Here is an 18,347-nt window from a genome sequence, read left to right on the forward strand (position 1 = left end):
GGCGGTCGGCACGTGAGCTGGACCGAGCGGTCCCTGGTCGGCGCGCCGCCGCTCGGTCAGGCTCGTCGCATGCGTGCATGGGAGATCCAGCGGCCCGGCCCGATGGGCAGCGGGCCGCTGCGCCGCGTCGACCGCCCGGACCCGCAGCCGGGGACCGGTGAGGTCCGGGTGCGGGTCCTCGCGTGCGGCGTGTGCCGCACCGACCTGCATCTCGCCGAGGGAGACCTGGAGCCGCGCCGGCCTTCCACGGTGCCCGGCCACGAGATCGTCGGCGTCGTGGACCGGCGCGGGCCGGGGGCGGTGCGCTTCGCGCCCGGGGACCGGATCGGGATCGCGTGGCTGCGCGGGACCTGCGGCCGGTGCCGGTGGTGCCGCTGCGGACGCGAGAACCTCTGCCCGGACGCGGCGTTCACCGGATGGGACGCCGACGGCGGCTACGCCGAGTACGCCGTCGTGCCGGAGGGGTACGCCTACCGGCTGCCTGCCGGGCTCGACGACACCGAGGCCGCGCCGCTGCTCTGCGCGGGCATCGTCGGGTACCGGGCACTGCGGCGGTCCGAGCTGCCGCCGGGGGGACGGCTGGGCATCTACGGGTTCGGCGCGTCCGCGCACGTCGTCGCGCAGGTCGCCATCGCGCAGGGGGCGGTGGTGCACGTGCTGACCCGTTCCGAGCGGGCACGGGCGCTGGCCCTCGAGCTGGGCGCCGCCTCGGCCGGGCCCGCCGACGCCGCGCCGCCCGAGCCGCTGGACTCCGCGGTGCTGTTCGCGCCGGCCGGTGAGCTGGTCCCGGTGGCCATGCGGGCGCTCGACCAGGGCGGCACGCTCGCCGTCGCCGGGATCCACCTCTCCGACGTGCCGGGGCTGGTGTACGCCGACGAGCTGTTCCGGGAGAAGCAGCTGCGCAGCGTCACGGCCAACACCCGCGCAGACGGCGAGGAGTTCCTCCGCCTCGCGGCGGCGCTCGGTGTCCGGCCGAGCGTCACGGTACGGCCGCTCGCCGAGGCGGACCGGGCGCTCGCCGACCTGGCCGGGGACCGGATCGCCGGCGCGGCCGTCCTCGTGCCCTGACCGGCGGCGCCTCCGCGCAGCGGGGTGCGGCGACGAGGCGCGGAACCGGCCCAGGGAGCTCGTCCGCGACCACGACGACGGCGTCCTGATCACCGCGCAGGGCCACACGGTGCAGCAGGCCGTGCAGGACGGGCTCGGCGGGGCCGAGGAGGACGTCGATGTGGGCGCCCGGCTCCCAGACGGGCATCTTGTCGGCCGTCACGACCGGCCCGTGCCGAGGACCTTCTCGGCCACGGCCCGGGTCGCCTCGACGTCGCCGGTGAGGGCCTGGACGGGGTTGACGACCATGATCTGGGTGATCTGGTCCTCGGTGACCCCGCGCTTGCGCAGTTCGGGCAGCACGTGGTCGGAGATGCGGTGGTGGTGCCAGTTCGGCGTGTGCTTCGCCCGCCACGACGTCGGGGTGTTGATGGAGAAGAAGCCGGCGTCGTGGGAGATGGTGATGCGCTCGGTGTAGCCCTGCTCGATGAGCTTGACGAGGGTGTCGATGCGGCTCTCGTCGTCGAGCACGAACTCCATGCCGAAGCGGTCCATGCCGATGAAGGAGCCGTTGTCCATGAGCTCCTTGAGGTAGCCCAGGTCGGTGGAGTCGCCGCTGTGCCCGATGATCGTGCGTCCGAGGTCGACGCCGTTGTCGACGAACCACTTCTGCTGGTCGCGGCCGTTGGCGTAGGAGACGTTGGTGTGGGTGGAGATCGGCACGCCGGTCTCGGCCTGGGCGCGGGCGGCGGCCCGGTAGACGCGGTCGAGGTCGGGGGTGATCCCGTGCTCGTCGGTCACGATCTTGATGATCCCGGCTCTGACGCCGTCGGTGCGCGGGACGCCCTTCACGACGTCGTCGACGAACATCCGCTCCAGCACGTCCGGGCCGTCGAGGGTGCGGCCGACGAAACCGTCCGGGGCGTGGGTGTGGAAGTAGGTCGGCAGGTCCTTCGCGGTGTAGTAGCCGGTGGCCACGACGATGTTGAGTGGTACGTCCTCGGTGAGGCGCAGGACCGTCGGGATGTCGCGGCCGAGGCCGAGGACCGTGAGGTCGACGAAGGTGTCGATGCCCTTGTCCACGTGCAGCGAGGTCAGGCTCGCGCGGGCCCGCGCGAAGATGGCGGCCTCGTCGTACTCGGGGTGCTCGATGTTTCGCTCGAGCTCGGGGTTGCGGACCATGAGGTGCTCGTGCATCAGCGTGGTGCCGATCTGCGAGCTGTCGACGGGTCCGCGCAGGGTGTTGACGGTGCTCATGCGGTGGCGACTCCTTCGGTGTCGTTCTCGCTGGTGGTGAGTGCGTCTCGGCGCGCGCGGGCGGCGGTCACGCCTGCCTCGAGGAATCCGACGTCGGAGCCTGCGGCGACCATCCGGAAGTCCCGGCCGACCTCGGTGACGGAGTCGCCGGTGATCCCGGCCGTGGCGCAGGCCGCGCAGATCTCGGCGACGGCGGCGCGGTGCTGCCCGTCGCGGGGTCCGGTGACCGGATCCAGCCCGAGGCTGGCGGGCACAGCACCTGGCCGTCGACGGGGCCCGGGCCCGGGCCGGATGCCGAACGGGTCGGTCCCCAGCTGCGCCGGACGCGCCCACGTCGTCCCCGCCGAGCTGGTCGCCCTGGTGGGCGGGCAGGGTCCCGACGAGCGCCGGGTGCTGGACGCCGACCAGCACGGGGTCCGAGCACCCTCATCGGCGTCGGAGCGTCGCCTGGTCCTCCGAGCCGCGCTTGACCGTGCCGTGGTTCAGCCGATCACCGGGTCAGGTCCGCGCGGGCAGCCGGACCAGACCGCGGTGAATCAGGCTCGGCAGGTAGCTCAGCTCGCCGGAGGCCAGCGCCAGGTCGGGGGCGCGACGGAGAAGGGCACCGATCGCGGCGCTCGCCTCGATCCGGGCGAGCGGGGCACCCAGGCAGTAGTGCACGCCGAGGCTGAAGCCCAGGTGCCTGCGGGCCGGGGTGGGGCCGTCGAAGCGGGTGATGTCGAAGCGGTCGGGATCGGGATACACCGCGCCGTCCCGCCCGGCCGAGGCCATCACGACGATCACCCCGTCGCCGCGGGCGAACCGGCGGCCGCCGACCTCGGTGTCGGACAGTGCCACCCGGATCGTGAACTGCGTGGGCAGGTCGTAGCGCAGCATCTCCTCCAGCGCCGACGCCATCAGCCCGGGCCGCGCGCGCAGCAGGGCCAGCTGGTCGGGGTGCCGGAGCAGTGCGAGCACCCCGTTCCCGATGAGGTTGATCGAGGTCTCCATGCCGGCCACGAGCAGCAGCATGCAGATGCCGACCAGCTCCGGCTCGGTCAGCCGGTCGCCGTGCTCCTCGACCAGTACGAGCGCACTGAGCAGGTCGTCTGCCGGTTCGGCGCGGCGCTGCGCGACCAGGCCGGCGAAGTAGGCCGCACAGTCGCGGGCGGCGAGGCTGCGGGCGGCGACGGCGTCGGGTGGGAGCAGCTCGTCGGGATCGGTCCCGCGGGCGATGGCCAGCTCCCAGCCGCGCAGGGCGGGCCGGTCCGGGGCGGGGACGCCCAGCACCCGGCCGCCGATCATGGTCAGGGCGAGCGGGACGGCGAGGTCGGCGATCACGTCGACCTCCCCGCGGTCCAGCGCGGCATCGAGCAGCGACTCGACGACACGCTCGACGACCGGGACCAGGCTCGCGACGGTACGGGGGGTGAACGCCTTGTTGACCAGGCTGCGGAAGCGGCCGTGCTCGGGCGGGTCCATCCGCACGAACGAGCCCGGGATGCGCGCGCCCGGGTCCCGGAACGGGCTGATGCCGGCCCGGTAGCCGTGGCCCCACTGCGGGCTCGACAGGATCGTGGCGCACTCCTCGTAGCGGGTGAACACCGTGACCGGCACGTCGCCGAGCCGCAGCGAACAGGCCGCGGACGCCTCCCGGGCCCGCCGGAAGGCGGGGTATGGATCGGCCCGGTGGACGGGTTCGAAGGCGTCGAACCCGGGGACGGCCTCGGGGTCGGTATGGACGGCGGTCATGGCGTGCTCTCTTCCTGCAGGCGGACGACCAGCTCGGACATGCCGCGGACGACGAGGTTCGGGCGGTAGAGCGGTTCGGCGAGCAGCTCGCACCGGCCCACGCGGGTCGCCACGGCGCGCAGCACGGCCTCCATCTCCAGCCGCGCCAGCGACGCCCCGAGGCAGTAGTGCAGGCCGAGGCCGAAGGCGAGGTGCCGGCGTGGCCGTGGCTCGCCCGCGTACCGGGAGAGGTCGAGCTCCGCGGGTCGCGCGAACGCCTCGGGATCCCGGTTGGCCGAGCCGAGCAGAACGATGACGGCGTCGCCGGGGGCGAACACCCGCCCGCCGACCGTCAGCTCGGCGCGGGCGGTGCGGGTCGTGAGGTGCACCGGCGGATCGTGGCGCAGCATCTCGTCGACGGCGGGGAGCGCGAGGTCCGGGTCGGCGCGCAGCCGGGCGAACTGGTCGGGATGGCGCAACAGGCCGAGCAGCCCGTTGCCGATCAGGTTGACGGTGGTCTCGTGCCCGGCGACGACGAGGATGAGCAGCGTGCCGAGCAGCTCGTGCTCCGAGAGCGTGTCGCGGTCCGCCTCGACCTGCGCGAGCGCGGTTATCAGGTCCTGGCGGGGGTGCGCTCGCCGCCGGCCGATCAGCTCGGTGAACAGCGCGGCGAAGTCCTGCACCGCGCGGGTGCGGGCGTCGAGCTCGGCCGGGGTGAGCAGGGCGTCGGGGTCGAGCCCGCGGGCGATGCCGGCCGACATCCGGCGGACGTCGGCGTGGGCACCGGCGGGCACGCCGAGCAGGTCGCAGACCATGGTCAGCGGCAGCGGGTAGGCCAGCGACTCGATCAGGTCCACCTCCCCGGCCGCGAGGGCGGAGTCGAGCAACCCGTCGACCAGCTCCACCGCGCGCGCCCGCATGCGCTCGATCCGGCGGGGTGTGAACGCGGCGCTCACCAGGCGGCGCAGCCGGGTGTGGTCCGGCGGCTCCAGCCACAGGAACGAGCCGGCCAGCTCGACGTCGCTGTCGGGATGCAGCAGTGCGGGCTCCTCGGCGTGGCTCCACGACGGGTCCGCCAGGATCGCCTCGCAGTCGGCGTGGCGGGTGACGAGCTGGGTGCCGTGCGGGCCGGGGACGAACGGTCCTGCGGCGCGCAGCACGTCGTAGGCGGGGTAGGGGTCGTGCCGGGCCGCCGGGGAGAAGGCGTCGACGACGGCCTGCTGGACGGGATGGACTGCGGCGGAGGGGGTCACGCGGTGCTCCGTTCGGGTTCGGACGAGCGTCGGCGCATGCGGTCGAGCAACGCGGTGTCGTGGTGGCCCGCGACGAACTCGGGCTCGGCCAGCACGGTGCGCAGGAAGTCCGCGGTGGTGACGAGGCGGTCACCGGTCAGCTCCAGCTCGGCGAGCGCGCGGTCCATCCGGGCCAGGGCGCCCGCCCGATCGGGCGCCCAGACGACGATCTTCGCCAGCAGCGAGTCGTAGTCGGGTGGGATTCGGTAGCCGCTGCTCACATGGCTGTCGACCCGGACGAACGGCCCGCCGGGCAGGACGCAGCGGGTGATGAGTGCCGGGGCGGGCGCGAAGTCGCGGTCCGGGTCCTCGGCGTTGATCCGGCACTCGAGCGCTGCGCCTCGGGGCGTCACGTCGTCCTGGGTGAAGCCCAGCGGTTCGCCCGCGGCCACCCGCAGCTGCTCGGCGACCAGGTCCAGGCCGGTGACCAGCTCGGTGACCGGGTGCTCGACCTGCAACCGACAGTTGACCTCCATGAACGAGAAGTTCCCTTCGGCGTCGACGAGGAACTCCACGGTCCCGGCGCCGACGTATCCCGCGGCCAGCGCTCCGCGCACCGCCGCTTCGCCCATCGCGGCCACGGTCGCGCCGTCCAGCCCGGGAGCCGGGGTCTCCTCGACGAGCTTCTGGTGGCGCCGCTGCACCGAGCAGTCGCGGGCGCCGAGGTGCACCCCGGCGCCGTGCGCGTCGCACAGCAGCTGGATCTCGACGTGGCGCGCGGAGTCGAGGTAGCGCTCCACGTACACCCGGCCGTCGCCGAACACCGCCTGCGCCCCGGCCCGGGTGCGGCGGTAGTCGTCGCGGAAGTCGGCCCCGTCGCGCACCACCGTCATGCCGCGGCCACCGCCGCCCGCGGCCGCCTTGATGATCACCGGGTAGCCGATGTCCTCGGCCAGCGCGAACGCCTCGTCCACGTCGTCGATCGCGGTGACGCTGCCGGGGAGCAGCGGCAGCCCCGCCTCGGCCATGAGTGCCCTGGCCACCGCCTTGTCGCCGAGCCGCGCCAGCACTGCGGCGGGTGGGCCGACGAACGTGAGGCCCTCGGCCGCGCACACCTCGGCGAAGTCGGCGTTCTCCGACAGGAACCCGTAGCCGGGGTGGATCGTGTCGGCCCCGGTCATCCGGGCCGCCTCGATCACCGACGGGATGTGGTTGTAGCTCAGGCGCGCCGGGCCGGGGCCGATGCACACCGCCAGGTCGGCGTAGTGGACCGCGGCCGAGTCCGCGTCCGCCGTCGAGTACACCGCGACGGTGCGTAGGCCCAGCTCGCGGCACGTCCGCAGCACACGCAGCGCGATCTCACCGCGGTTGGCCACCAGCACGGTGCGGGTCATCGGAAGGTGAGGGGCAGCTCGCGCAGGCCCCGGATCAGCAGGTTGGGCCGGTAGACGGGCTCGCCCGCGGGTTCGAGCACCCGGACCCGGCGCGCGAGCTCGGTCAGCAGGATCTCGCCCTCCAGCCGGGCCAGCGCGGCCCCCATGCAGTAGTGGATGCCGAGGGCGAATCCGAGATGGCGCGGGGTCGAGGTCCCGGGCGCGTAGCGGGTCACGTCGAACTCGTCGGGGCGGTCGAAGACCCGCGGGTCCCGGTTGGCCGAGCCGACCAGCACGCAGACGTGCTCGCCCGCGGCGAACGTGCGGTCGCCCACCACCAGCTCGCGCCGCGCGGTGCGGGTGGTCATGTGCACCGGTGAGTCGTAGCGCAGGATCTCGTCGGCGGCCGACCGCGCGAACTCGGGGTGCCGGCGCAGCAGGTCGAGCTGCGCGGGGTTGCGCTGCAGCGCGAGCAGGCCGTTGCCGACCATGTTGACCGTGGTCTCGTGACCGGCGATGAGCAGCGTGATGCAGGTGGCGAGCATCTCGTGCTCGGTCAGGGTGTCGCCCCGGTCGTGCACGGCCCCCAGCGCGCTGACCAGGTCGTCGCGGGGGTGCTCCCGGCGCCGCGCGATGAGCGTGCGGAAGTAGTCCAGCAGCTCGCGGGACGCCTCGTCACGTGCCCTGCGTTCCTGCGGCGACAGCACCGGGTCGGGGTCGAAGCCCCTGGCCAGCGCCGGGCCCAGCCGGTGGACCATGGCCTGGTCGGGTTCCGGCACTCCCATCAGCTCGCAGATCACGATCAGCGGCAGCGGGTAGGCGATGGCCTCGATCGCCTCGACGGTCCCGGCGGCGAGCGCGGAGTCGAGCATCCCGGTGACCAGCTCGGTGATCCGCGGGGTGAGGTCGACGACGACCTTCGGCGTGAACGCCTTGCTGACCAGGCTGCGCAGGCGGGTGTGGTCGGGCGGGTCCATCCAGAGGAACGACGTGGGCAGGTCGACCCGCTCGGCGTCGGGATGGAAGATCTCCGCCTCGTCGCGGTGGCTCCATGCCGTCTCACTGAGGACGGCGCTGCACTCGGCGTGCCGGGTGACGAACTCGACCCCCATGCCGCTGTCCAGGAACGGTACCGCCTCGCGTACCAGCGCGTAGCGCGAATAGGGATCGGCGCGGTGTTCGGGCGCGAACGCGTCGAACACGACGGGACTGGCAGGAGCGTTCATCACACTTCTCTCGTCGGCGCGGCCGGAGATTCGATCGAAGACTGACATGAATTCCGGTTCGGGCCGGGGGCGATCGGCGAAGGCGATCGGCCGATGCGACTCGGGAAACTCGCGTTGACCAGCCTGCCGGAACGGGGTGCGCTCATCCCCGCAACGCTTCTCGAAAAACCCGGACAGCGAGTTGAGAACAGTGAGGACGAGATGCGCACGCCCCGTGACGAGGACGAGATGCGCACGCCCTGCGACCCGGCCCGGACGCGGCCACTCACGCTGCACGACGCGCTCGACGTCGTCGCGGCCCAGTTCCCCGAGCAGTGCATCCACTTCCCCGACGAGAACGCCGTGCTCCGCTACCGCGAGCTGGCCGACGCCTCCCGCACCGTCGCGGCCGCGCTGGTCCGGCGCGGGGTACGCCCCGGTGACCGGGTCGGCGTACTGGCCCCCAACACGCCCGAGTTCCTGACCACCCTGTTCGGGGCGGTGCGGGCGGGCGCGGCGGCCGCGCCGCTCGCGCTGCCGGCCGGCACCGACCTCGGCGACTACCTGCGCCGCACGCAGCGGGTCGCCGGCACAGCCGGCATGTCGCACCTCGTCGTCTCGCACCGCATCGCGTCCCGCCTCGTCCCGGCGCTGGCCGCGCTCGCCGGGCCGGACGTGCTCGACAGCGCCGAGCTGGACACCGGGGCCGGCGGCGAGCACATGCCCGAGGTCGCGGTGGCGGCCCCGGCGATCGTCCAGTTCACCTCGGGGAGCACGGCCGTCCCGAAGGGGGTGGTGCTCAGCCACGCCAACGTCTGGTCCTGCGCGCGGGCCATCACCGCGGCGATCCGGCTCGGGCCGGCGGACGTGCACGGATCGTGGCTGCCGCTGTTCCACGACATGGGCCTGTTCGGCGCGCTGACCGGCCTGTTCCGCGGGATCCCGCTGCACCTGTGGTCCCCGGCCGGTTTCGTCCGCCGCCCGGCCCGGTGGCTGGAGCAGTTCGCCACGGCCGGTGCCACGATCTCGACGATGCCCAACTTCGGCTACGACGCGCTGCTGGGTGCGGTCACCCCGGAGCAGGCCGCCAGCCTGGACCTGTCGGCGTGGCGGGTGGCGTTCAACGGGGCCGAGGCGGTGTCGGCGGGTTCGGTCGCCGCGTTCCTGGACCGCTTCGCCGCCGCGGGTTTCCGCCCCGGCGCGATGGTGCCGGCCTACGGGATGGCCGAGGTCACGCTGGTCGCGACGCTGCCGCCGTCGGGCCGGGCCCCGGTCGTCGAGCGGGTCGACCGGGGCGTGCTGGCCGAGCACGGGCGGGCGGTGACCGTCGCGGCGGGGGTGCCGGGGGCGCGCGAGCTGGTCGGACTGGGCCGCGCCGTCCCGGACATGGAGGTCCGCGTCGCCGACGGCGACCGGGTGCGACCCGACGGCGTGGTCGGGGAGATCCAGATGCGCGGCGCGATGGCGACCCGGGGGTATCTCGGTGCCGCGGGCGGGGACGACCTGTTCACCGCCGACGGCTGGCTGCGCAGCGGCGACCTGGGCTACCTGCGCGACGGCGAACTGTTCTTCACCGGCCGGCTCAAGGAGATGATCACCGTCGCCGGCCGCAACGTCTACCCCCTCGACGTCGAGGAGGCCGCCCGCGGGGTCGCCGGCGTGCACCGGGGCAACTGCGTCGCGTTCGCACGCGGCGGCGGCGGGCCCGAGCAGGTGGTGCTCGTCGCCGAGACCACCTCGTCCGACCGGGAGGGCCTGGAGCAGCGGCTGCGTGAGCGCGTGGCGGCCGTCGCCGACGTGCCGGGCGTGGCGGTCCACCTGGTCTCCCCGAGGACCATTCCGCGCACTACCAGCGGAAAACTGCGGCGCCTCGACATGCGCGCCGCACTCGCAGCCAGAGAACAGGTGAACACATGACGACCACGCCAACGGAAAGCATCCCGGGAATGGACCGGATGCACAGCCTGGAGGTTTTCCGGCACTACGACCGGAGCCACTGGAAGCTGTCCGAAATCGATCTCGACGGAATCGACCGGAGCCTCGTCCGCCCGGAATACGTGACGCTCGTGAAGAGCGCGGTGATGGGCGAGTCGAACGTCATCGCGGCGGTCCACGGATTCATGAACGAGTTCATCGACGACTACGACTTCTCGGCGTTCGCGGTGATCTGGGGCTACCAGGAGGTGCAGCACCACTACGCGTTCACCTCCTGGCTGCAGGCCGTGGGGGAGACCGTCGACTCGCGGGCGGTCGCCGCCATGCGCGCGCCGTACGAGCCGGGCAGCAGCCGCTCCGCCACGCTGGCCACCAACATCATCTCCGAGCTGACGGTCAACCACGTCTACCGCTCGGTCGCGGCATGGGTGCGCGAGCCCGTCCTGGCCGACCTGCTGCGGCGCGCGAGCCGCGACGAGGCGGCACACGCCAGGGAGTTCAGGTACTTCGCCGGGGAGCGCCTGCGCGCGCACCCCGAGGAGCTCGCGTCCGTGCTGGAGACGCTGTACTTCTACACCTCCGACGAGAAGATCAAGCACCCGGTGAGCGTGTTCAAGTCCGGCCTCGACGCGCTCGACGGCCACGAGACCATCGACACCGGCTTCCAGCTCTTCCTCGACCAGATGGCCGAGACCGGCGAGCTCGGCGAGCTGCAGGCCAAGATCCGCAAGGCGTTCGGCGGCCTCACCGGGCTCGACCTGTCCAGCAACGGCAAGGTGCGTCGGGCGCTCGCCGGGGCGATCTCGTGACGGCTTCCCCGGAGCTGACCCTGCCGTGGGCGCAGCGCGCCGACGGACACTGCTTCGGCTGCGCGCCCGCCAACCCGGTGGGCCTGGGGCTGCGCTTCCACCTCGACGGCGACGGGCTGGTCACCGAGTTCTGCCTGGACCGCCGCTACGAGTCCTACCCCGGCGTCGTACACGGCGGGATCGTGGCCCTGGTCTGCGACGAGGCCATGGGCAACCACGTCGTGATCGGGCACGGCCGCCCGGCCGTCACGACCAGCCTGCGGATGCGCTACGTCGGCGTGGTGGCGGTCGGCGGCCGCTACCGCTGCCGCGCCACCACCGAGGAGGGCCGGTCCGGGACCGTCGCCGGCCGCGCCGAGGTGCGCGACGCCGCGGGCGAGCTCGTGGTCACCGCCACCGCCGTCTACCGCCCCCTGCCCGCCGACGCTGCCGGGCTGCCGCTCACGACGACCCGGCACCCCGCCCTCCCGTCACCCGTCGCATGAGGAGTCCACTGTGAACCTGTCTTCTGTGAACCAGTCCACCGGGACCACGTCTGCCGTGCCCGCAGTCGCCGAGATCACCGAGGTCGTCATCGGGATCGTGGCGGGGGAGCTGGGCGTCGAGCCCGCGTCGCTGGCGCCCGACAGCGATCTGCGCGCCGTCGAGGGCGCCGACTCGATCAGGGTCCTGCGGATCATCGCCACCATCGAGCAGCGATACGACATCGAGCTCGAGGACGCCGACGTCTTCGGGGTCAGCACGGTCGACGAGGTCGTCACCGTGGTCCGGGCGGCCCTGGACGGCGCCAGGTGACCGCGGGAGTCGTCGAGACCAACCAGCACTACGACCTCGACCCCGCGATCTTCGAGCAGTTCCTCGACCCGATGCGCAAGTACAGCTCGGCGCTCTACCGCACCGCGGCCGACGACCTGGCCACCGCGCAACGGCACAAGCTGCGCTTCGTCGCCGACCGCATGAGCGTCGCCGACGGCGAGGCGGTGCTCGACATCGGCTGCGGCTGGGGTGCGTTGACGCTGTTCCTCGCCGGCCGCTACGACTGCACCGTCACCGGTGTCACCCCGGCACGCCGCCAGCACGACCACGTGGTCGGCACGGCCGCGACCCGCGGGCTCACCGACCGGGTCCGCGTGCACCACGGGATGTTCGAGGACTTCGACGCGCCGCGCGGGTCGTTCGCCGCCGCGGCGGCACTCGGCTCGGTGGTCCACATGCCGGACCTGCCCGCGGTGTTCGCGAAGGTCCGGCGCCTGCTGCGCCGGGGCGCCCGCTTCTACGTGTCCGAGAGCTGCTTCCGCAGCGCGGCGATCCAGGCCGAGTTCGACGCGCGGCCGGGGACCGACTTCGTCCGCGACTCGATCTTCGGCAACGGGCGGCTGCGGCCGCTGTCCGAGCTGGTGGCCGCGGCAGAGGCGGCCGGGTTCGCAGTCGACGCCGTCGACGACCTGACCGACCACTACCGCCGCACCATCGACCACTGGATCGAGCGGGTGGCCGCGCGCGCCCCGCAGCTCGACGCGATCCGGGACGGCACGGCGGCGGACCTGACCCGGTACCTGGAGATCGCCAACGCCGGCTGGGGCTACACCACCAAGCACTACGGCGTGACCCTGCGGAACGCCCGATGATCACCGGAAACGCGGTCGACACCGCGGAGCTGATCGACACCGAGGACCTCGCGGCGGCCGTCGACGCGTTCCTGGGCGCGCTGCCCCCGGAGCGTCGCTGGGACGCCGAGCAGAGCCTGGACTGGGCCCGTGCGGACGCCGGGCGGCTCACCGACGGCCAGCGCTCCGCGGTCGAGTTCGTCACCGTCATCGAGGACCACCTGCCCGGCTACTTCGACATCTACCACCGCAGCTTCCCGGTCGACTCGAGCGTCGATCCGGCGGTGTTCGCCCACCACCGCGAGCTCTACCACTTCACCGTGCGGTGGGCGGCGGAGGAGGACACCCACGCCCGCGCGCTCGCCCGCTACCAGCGGGCGTCGGGCATGCGGGAGCGCGACGAGCTGCGCACCGACCTCGCCGGGTACGGACGGCAACCGTTCCTGCTCGACTATGCCCACCCGGTGCAGTTCTTCACCTACGCGCTGGTGCAGGAGAAGGCCACGCAGATCTACTACCAGCAGCTGCGGGCCGACGTCGCCGACCCGGTCCTGTCCGACCTGCTCACCCGCCTGTCCCGCGACGAGGCCCGGCACTTCACGTTCTTCGCCGACGTCGTCACCCGCTACCTGCGGGTGCACGGCGACCGGGTCGCGGCGCCGATCCGCGACGTCATCGCCGACTTCCGGATGCCGCTGGCCGACATCAGGGGCTACTGGCGGTGGGCGCTGCGAATCGCCGACGTCGCGCGCTACGACCACACCGACGCCTACGACCACCTGGTCTCAGTGGTCGACCGCGCGGTCGACCACCGCACCGAGCCGCTCGACGAGCTGATCCGGTTCGTCGAGTCCTGCCGCACCGTCACGACCCTGACCGAAGGGACCCACTCATGAACACCGCCATCCCTGAGACCGTGACCGTGCCCGCGCACCGTACGAGGCTCGTCGTGCGGGGCTACGAGATCGACGCGCTCGGCCACGTCGCCGGCACCGTGTACATGCAGTACGCCGAGCACGCCCGCTGGGAGTGCCTCGCCGCGGCCGGGCTGACGGTGAACGCCCTGCTCGGCGCCGGGATCATGCCGGCGGCGCTGGAGGTCACGATCAGCTTCCGCAGCGAGCTGCGCGTCGGCGACGACGTCGAGATCGGCTGCGAGTTCCACTGGGGCGAGCGCAAGACCGCACGCATCGTCCAGCAGGTGCTGCGCGCCGACGGCACCCTCGCCGCCGAGGTCACCTGCATCGCCGGGCTGCTCGACCTGAACCGCCGCCGGCTGGTGGAGCGGCCGCGCGAGCGGCTGCGGGAGCTGGCCACCGCACCCGAACTGCTCGGCGTCTAGCCCACGAGGTGGCCGCCTCGATGGCAGCACGCGAGCACGCCGTGGTGGTCGGCGCCGGCATGGCGGGGTTGCTGGCCGCCCGGGTCCTGAGCGACGCGTTCGCCCGGGTCACGATCGTCGAGCGCGACGCCCCGTCGAGCGGGGTCCGGCGCGGCGTGCCCCAGGGCGCGCACCTGCACGGGCTGCTCGACGGCGGCCGGCGGATCATGGAGGAGCTCTACCCCGGGTTGACCGACGAGCTGGTCGCCGCGGGCGCGCCGACCGGCGAGCCGCTGCGCGACACCCGCTGGTACCTGCACGGGCGCCGGCTGGCGCCCACCGCGACCGGGATGCGCTCGGTGCTGGCCAGCCGCCCGTTCCTGGAGTCCGCGCTGCGGGCCAGGGCGGTCGCGGTGCCCGGGGTCGACGTCGCGGGCCCGGGCACGGTCACCGGCCTGTGCACCGACGGCAGCAGGGCCGTGACCGGTGTGCGGGTGCGCCCGCGGTCCGGTCGCGAGGAGAGCCTCGCTGCCGATCTCGTCGTCGACGCGTCGGGTCGCGGGTCGCGGGTCGCGGACTGGCTGAGGGCAGCCGGTCACGCCGCGCCGGTGCAGGAGCGGGTCGACGTCGACCTCGGCTACGCGACCCGGTTCTACCGCCGGCGCCCCGAGCACCTCGACGGCCAGCTCGCCGTGACGGTCTCGACCATCCCGCGGTTTCGCGGCGGGGGCTGCCTGGCCGTCGACGGCGGGCGCTGGCTGGTGACACTGGCCGGGATGCTCGGCGACCACCCCCCGGCCGACGCCGCCGGGTTCGAGGCGTTCGCCGCCACGCTCCCCACGCCGGACATCCACCGCGTCATCGGGGCCGCCGAGCCGCTGGGCGACCCGGTGCCCTACCGCTTCGGCGGCTCGCTCCGGCGCCGCTTCGACCGCCTGCCCGACCCGGCCCGCGGGTTCGTGGCGCTCGGCGACGCGGTGTGCAGCGTGAACCCGCTCTACGCCCAGGGCATGTCGCTGGCCGCCCAGCAGGTGCGGGTGCTGCGCGCGCAGCTCGCATCGCCGGGCCCGCTCGACCCGCGCACGTTCTACCGCGACACCGCGCGGCTGTGCGACGCGGCGTGGGAGATCGCGACGCGCTCGGACCTGGCCCTGCCCGAGGTCGACGGCCGCCGTCCGCTGCCGGCCCGCGTACTGGACGGCTACATCCGACGCGTGCAGCTCGCCGCCCACCGGGACCCGGTGGTGTCCCGGGCGTTCCTGCGGGTGGCCAACCTCGTCGACGCCCCCGCGACGCTGCTGGCACCCCGCGTGCTGGTGCGCGTCCTGCGGCCCGGCGCCTGCTGACACCTCGGCGTGGATCCACCGCGCAGCCCGGCCCGACCCGATGGGTCGCGGCCCATCCGCCGGACACGGCCGGGCGACGAGGTGGCGGTGGAACACGAGCACGCGCGGTCGGTCGACGGCGCCCGCACGAAGTCAGGATTCTGCGACGAGCGGCGCGGCGGAGCATGACTCGAGCCCGGGTTCCACGGCCCGGTCCCGCGGTGGGTGGAAAGGCCTGGCGGCGGGCAGGCGCGCGACCCCGGGCCGGGGTCGCTGCGCGCATGCGCCGTCGAGTCGCGTGGTGGATCCCGGCTCAGACGGGGCCTCCGCCGACGGGGTGGACGAGGCCGGGCCGGGCCAGCCGGACCGGGCCGGGGAACTCCGCGACGGCCGCCGCCTGCAGGTTCCGCAGCCAGTCCTCCTGCACGGAGGCGAAGTGGGTCAGCATCAGCTCGCCCACGCCCGCCCGGGCGGCGATCCGTCCGGCGTCACCTCCGCTGAGGTGGCCGTGCTCGGTCCGGTCGGTCGCCGACAGCGTCGCCTCGGCGAGCAGGAGGTCTGCCCCCTGCGCCAGTACGACGGCCGCGTCGGTGACGCCGGTGTCCCCGGTGTAGGCGAGCGTGCCGGACGGGCCGCTCACCCGGACCCCGCAGCTCGGCTCGATGTGCCGCAGCTCGTGCATCTCCAGCTCGCAGTCCCCGACGGTGACCCGGTGGCCGGGCCTGTACTCGCACACGTCGAACGCCACTTCGAAGGCCCGGTCGAGCAGCCGGGAACCGGCGACGGGGAACAGCGACGCCCAGCGCAGGAACCGTTCCGGCGCGCCGACCGGGGCGAACAACCGGACCGGGCGGAACTCGTCCGCGTCCACCTCGGGCCCGCCGGGAAACGTCGTGAGCAGCGACAGCAGGGCCTTTCCGACGGGCAGCAGGTCGTAACAGTGGTCGGAGTGGAAATGGCTGATCACGACGGCGTCGAGCGCGGCGGGCCGGGTGACCGAGGACAGGGCCAGGGCCACCCCGGGACCGCAGTCGAGCAGGATCCGCGCCTGCGCGGTCTCGACCAGGTAACCCGAGCTAGCCTGGCCGTCGGCCGGCATCCCGGCCCGGCATCCAAGTACCGAGAGCTGCATGGCACACACTCCGATGTGTCGAAACTTCGTCCGCGGCGTGTCGGACGGGTGCGAGCGACGCCGGACGGACCTGTCAGTGGGGTGCGGCCGCTCAGAGGTCGAGGACCAGCAGCGGTGACGCGGCGCGGGAGACGCAGATCATCATGGTCTTGCCCGACTCGCGTTCGGCGGTCGAGAGCACGGAGTCGCGGTGGTCGATCTCGCCGGCGAGCACCGCCGTCTCGCAGCTCGCGCAGGTGCCCTCCCGGCACGAGGACGGCATCGGGAGCCCGGCGGCGTCGAGGGTGTCGAGCACCGAGACGCCCGCGCCGACCCGCAGCGTGGTGCCGGTGCTCGCGACCAGTACGTCGAACGCCTGGTCCGGGCCGGCCGCCGGGTCGATCCGGGGCCGGAACCGTTCGACGTGCAGTGATCCGGTGGGCCGCCCGGCGCCGGCGCGTTCCAGCGCGTCGAGCAGCGGCTCCGGTCCGCAGCCGTAGACCTGCGCGTCCGGCGGTGCCGCCGCGAGGATCCCGGCCAGCGGAAGCAGGCCGTACTCGTCCTCGGGGTGCAGCCGGACCCGGGAACCGCCGCAGGCCAGCTCGTCGAGGAAGGCCAGCCGGCTGCGGCGCCGGGCGCCGTAGTGCAGGGACCACCCCGCGCCCGACGCCTGCACCACGCGGATCATCGGCAGCAGCGGGGTGATCCCGATCCCGCCGGCCACGAAGACGTAGTGCCGGGCGTCGACGAGCGGGAAGTTGTTGCGGGGCAGGCCGATCTCCAGCTCCGAGCCCGGCCGGACCAGGTCGTGCAGGTAGCGGGACCCGCCGCGGCCGTCCGGCTCGCGCAGCACCCCGATCCGCCAGGTCGTGCGGTCGGCCGGGTCACCGCACAGGGAGTACTGCCGGACGGCGTCCCCGAGCTGGACGTCCACGTGCGCGCCGGGCGCCCAGGGCGGCAGCGGGCCGCGGTCGGGGCGGGCGAGGGTGTAGGACACGACGTCCTCGGCCTCGATCTGGCGCGCCACCACCTGCAGGGCCAGTCCGGTCGGCAAGTCGGGCATCGGCGGGTCCTCCTCCCATCCGGGTACCAGCGTCGCCGGACGCACGGGGCCGGGCGGCGTGGAGCGCCCGATTCGACTTCCCCGATTGGACCTGGCAATCACCCCGATCACGCCGTCCGATCCGCGCGACGATCGGGTCCGATGCCCCGAGAGGAGGTTCCGGTGACCGGAACCATGACCGGACTCGCCGACCGCACCCGCGCGTTCGTCCGCGAGCACGTCTTCCCGATCGAGCGGGAGATCATCGTGGACGGGCGGGTGATGGACGACGGACTGCGCGTCGAGCTGCAGAAGGCCGCGAGGCAGGCCGGCGTCTTCGGCCCGCTTTCCCCCGTGCAGTACGGCGGTCTCGGCCTGGACTTCCGGGCCCAGGCCGACGTGCTCGAGGCCGCCGGGTCCAGCCTGATCGGCGCGCTGGCCCTCAACTGCTGGGCCCCCGACGACGCCAACATCGCCCTGCTCGAACGCACCGCGAACGCCGAGCAGGCGCGTCGCTACCTCGGGCCGCTCGCGTCGGGGGAGGTGCGCTCGTCGATCGCGATGACCGAACCGGCCCCGGGCGCGGGCGCCGATCCGGCCCTGCTGAGGACCTCCGCCGAGCAGGTCGGCGGAGGGTGGGTGATCAACGGGACCAAGCACTTCACCACCGGCGCCGACGGTGCGGCGTTCGTCATCTGCGTCGCGAACACCGGCGCCGGGCCGACCATGTTCCTCGTCGACCACGACAACCCCGGCATGACCGTCGGGCGCCGGATGCCGACGCTGGACCGGACGGTCCCCGGCGGGCACTGCGAGGTGACATTCACCGACTGCCGCGTCGACGACGACGCGGTGCTCGGCGAGGTCGGCTCCGGCATGGAGCACGCGCAGGTGCGGCTGGCACCGGCCCGGCTGGCGTTCTGCATGACCTGGCTCGGGCTCGCCGTCCGCAGCCAGGAGCTCGCCGCGGAGCGGATCAGCCACCGCTGGGCGTTCGGCTCGGTGATCGCCGAGCACGGCATGGCGCAGGCCCAGATCGCCGACAACGAGATCGACATCATCGCCTCGCGCAGCCTGATCCGGTCGACGGCCGAGGTGCTCGACGCCGAGGGACCCGCGAGCTCGTCCGCGCGGCACCTCGCGTCGGTCACCAAGACGTTCGTGTCCGAGGCGGTGTGGCGGGTCCTGGACCGCTCGGTGCAGCTGCACGGCGGCCTCGGGGTCTGCGAGGACCACCTCGTCGCCCGGTACCTCGTGGAGGCGCGGGCGTTCCGCATCTACGAGGGGCCATCGGAGGTCCTGCGCTGGTCCATCGCCCGCCGGGTGCTCCGGCCCTACCGATCCTGACCCGCCCGATCCTGACCCGCCCGATC

18 protein-coding genes are annotated in these 18,347 nt (G+C 73.6%); 10 read left to right on the plus strand and 8 right to left on the minus strand.

The features are described from left to right. Positions 1–69 precede the first annotated feature (69 nt). Positions 70–1,068, plus strand: coding sequence for a zinc-dependent alcohol dehydrogenase family protein (locus I4I81_RS06290; RefSeq protein ID WP_218603234.1), 999 nt, complete (start codon positions 70–72; stop codon positions 1,066–1,068). Positions 1,069–1,266: 198 nt separating this feature from the next. Here the strand turns inward: I4I81_RS06290 and I4I81_RS06295 are convergent, their stop codons facing one another. The 6 genes from I4I81_RS06295 to I4I81_RS06320 form a co-directional block, all read right to left on the minus strand. After that, complete coding sequence (locus I4I81_RS06295) at positions 1,267–2,304, minus strand: phosphotriesterase family protein (protein WP_218603235.1); 1,038 nt, start codon at positions 2,302–2,304, stop codon at positions 1,267–1,269. Next, positions 2,301–2,558: a hypothetical protein gene (locus I4I81_RS06300; RefSeq protein ID WP_218603236.1), complete on the minus strand. Its 258-nt coding sequence runs from the start codon at positions 2,556–2,558 to the stop codon at positions 2,301–2,303. The genes I4I81_RS06295 and I4I81_RS06300 overlap by 4 nt, the downstream gene beginning before the upstream one ends. Positions 2,559–2,802: 244 nt before the next feature. Then, positions 2,803–4,035, minus strand: coding sequence for a cytochrome P450 (locus tag I4I81_RS06305; protein ID WP_218615881.1), 1,233 nt, complete (start codon positions 4,033–4,035; stop codon positions 2,803–2,805). Then, positions 4,032–5,267 carry a cytochrome P450 gene (locus I4I81_RS06310; protein ID WP_218604991.1) on the minus strand — a complete coding sequence of 412 codons (1,236 nt, stop codon included), beginning with the start codon at positions 5,265–5,267 and terminating at the stop codon, positions 4,032–4,034. Before I4I81_RS06310 ends, I4I81_RS06305 begins: the two co-directional genes overlap by 4 nt. After that, positions 5,264–6,640: an acetyl-CoA carboxylase biotin carboxylase subunit gene (locus tag I4I81_RS06315; RefSeq protein ID WP_218604990.1), complete on the minus strand. Its 1,377-nt coding sequence runs from the start codon at positions 6,638–6,640 to the stop codon at positions 5,264–5,266. The genes I4I81_RS06310 and I4I81_RS06315 overlap by 4 nt, the downstream gene beginning before the upstream one ends. After that, positions 6,637–7,845, minus strand: coding sequence for a cytochrome P450 (locus I4I81_RS06320; protein WP_218604989.1), 1,209 nt, complete (start codon positions 7,843–7,845; stop codon positions 6,637–6,639). Before I4I81_RS06320 ends, I4I81_RS06315 begins: the two co-directional genes overlap by 4 nt. Before the next feature lie 201 nt (positions 7,846–8,046). Here I4I81_RS06320 and I4I81_RS06325 point away from each other — a divergent pair, with 201 nt between their 5' ends. Genes I4I81_RS06325 through I4I81_RS06360 form a run of 8 tightly spaced genes read left to right on the plus strand, consistent with a single transcriptional unit; the run spans position 8,047 to position 14,842 of the window. Further along, positions 8,047–9,741 carry an AMP-binding protein gene (locus I4I81_RS06325; RefSeq protein ID WP_218604988.1) on the plus strand — a complete coding sequence of 565 codons (1,695 nt, stop codon included), beginning with the start codon at positions 8,047–8,049 and terminating at the stop codon, positions 9,739–9,741. After that, on the plus strand, positions 9,738–10,568 hold the full coding sequence (locus tag I4I81_RS06330) for a ferritin-like domain-containing protein (RefSeq protein ID WP_218604987.1): 831 nt from the start codon (positions 9,738–9,740) through the stop codon (positions 10,566–10,568). The genes I4I81_RS06325 and I4I81_RS06330 overlap by 4 nt, the downstream gene beginning before the upstream one ends. Then, a complete protein-coding gene (locus tag I4I81_RS06335; protein WP_226363783.1) occupies positions 10,565–11,053 on the plus strand; it encodes a PaaI family thioesterase in 489 nt (162 codons plus the stop codon). Before I4I81_RS06330 ends, I4I81_RS06335 begins: the two co-directional genes overlap by 4 nt. Before the next feature lie 55 nt (positions 11,054–11,108). Further along, positions 11,109–11,363 (plus strand): acyl carrier protein, encoded by a 255-nt coding sequence (locus I4I81_RS06340; protein ID WP_218604261.1) that lies wholly within the window; start codon positions 11,109–11,111, stop codon positions 11,361–11,363. Continuing rightward, positions 11,360–12,196, plus strand: coding sequence for an SAM-dependent methyltransferase (locus tag I4I81_RS06345; protein ID WP_218604262.1), 837 nt, complete (start codon positions 11,360–11,362; stop codon positions 12,194–12,196). Before I4I81_RS06340 ends, I4I81_RS06345 begins: the two co-directional genes overlap by 4 nt. Continuing rightward, complete coding sequence (locus I4I81_RS06350; RefSeq protein ID WP_218604263.1) at positions 12,193–13,071, plus strand: acyl-ACP desaturase; 879 nt, start codon at positions 12,193–12,195, stop codon at positions 13,069–13,071. The genes I4I81_RS06345 and I4I81_RS06350 overlap by 4 nt, the downstream gene beginning before the upstream one ends. Next, positions 13,068–13,517 (plus strand): acyl-CoA thioesterase, encoded by a 450-nt coding sequence (locus I4I81_RS06355; protein WP_218604264.1) that lies wholly within the window; start codon positions 13,068–13,070, stop codon positions 13,515–13,517. Before I4I81_RS06350 ends, I4I81_RS06355 begins: the two co-directional genes overlap by 4 nt. A gap of 20 nt (positions 13,518–13,537) precedes the next feature. Next, positions 13,538–14,842: an FAD-dependent oxidoreductase gene (locus I4I81_RS06360; RefSeq protein ID WP_218604265.1), complete on the plus strand. Its 1,305-nt coding sequence runs from the start codon at positions 13,538–13,540 to the stop codon at positions 14,840–14,842. Between the two features lie 292 nt (positions 14,843–15,134). Here the strand turns inward: I4I81_RS06360 and I4I81_RS06365 are convergent, their stop codons facing one another. Both I4I81_RS06365 and I4I81_RS06370 read right to left on the minus strand, forming a co-directional pair. Beyond that, entirely contained in the window at positions 15,135–15,953 is an 819-nt protein-coding gene (locus I4I81_RS06365; protein ID WP_218604266.1) for an MBL fold metallo-hydrolase, read from the minus strand. A 91-nt stretch (positions 15,954–16,044) separates the two neighbouring features. Further along, positions 16,045–16,995: a PDR/VanB family oxidoreductase gene (locus I4I81_RS06370; protein ID WP_218604267.1), complete on the minus strand. Its 951-nt coding sequence runs from the start codon at positions 16,993–16,995 to the stop codon at positions 16,045–16,047. Between the two features lie 162 nt (positions 16,996–17,157). On the opposite strand from I4I81_RS06370, the gene I4I81_RS06375 reads away from it, so the two are divergent. Next, positions 17,158–18,321 (plus strand): acyl-CoA dehydrogenase family protein, encoded by a 1,164-nt coding sequence (locus I4I81_RS06375; protein ID WP_226363785.1) that lies wholly within the window; start codon positions 17,158–17,160, stop codon positions 18,319–18,321. Positions 18,322–18,347 lie beyond the last annotated feature (26 nt).

The sequence above is a fragment of the Pseudonocardia abyssalis genome (assembly GCF_019263705.2).
In the GTDB taxonomy this organism is placed as follows: domain Bacteria; phylum Actinomycetota; class Actinomycetes; order Mycobacteriales; family Pseudonocardiaceae; genus Pseudonocardia; species Pseudonocardia abyssalis.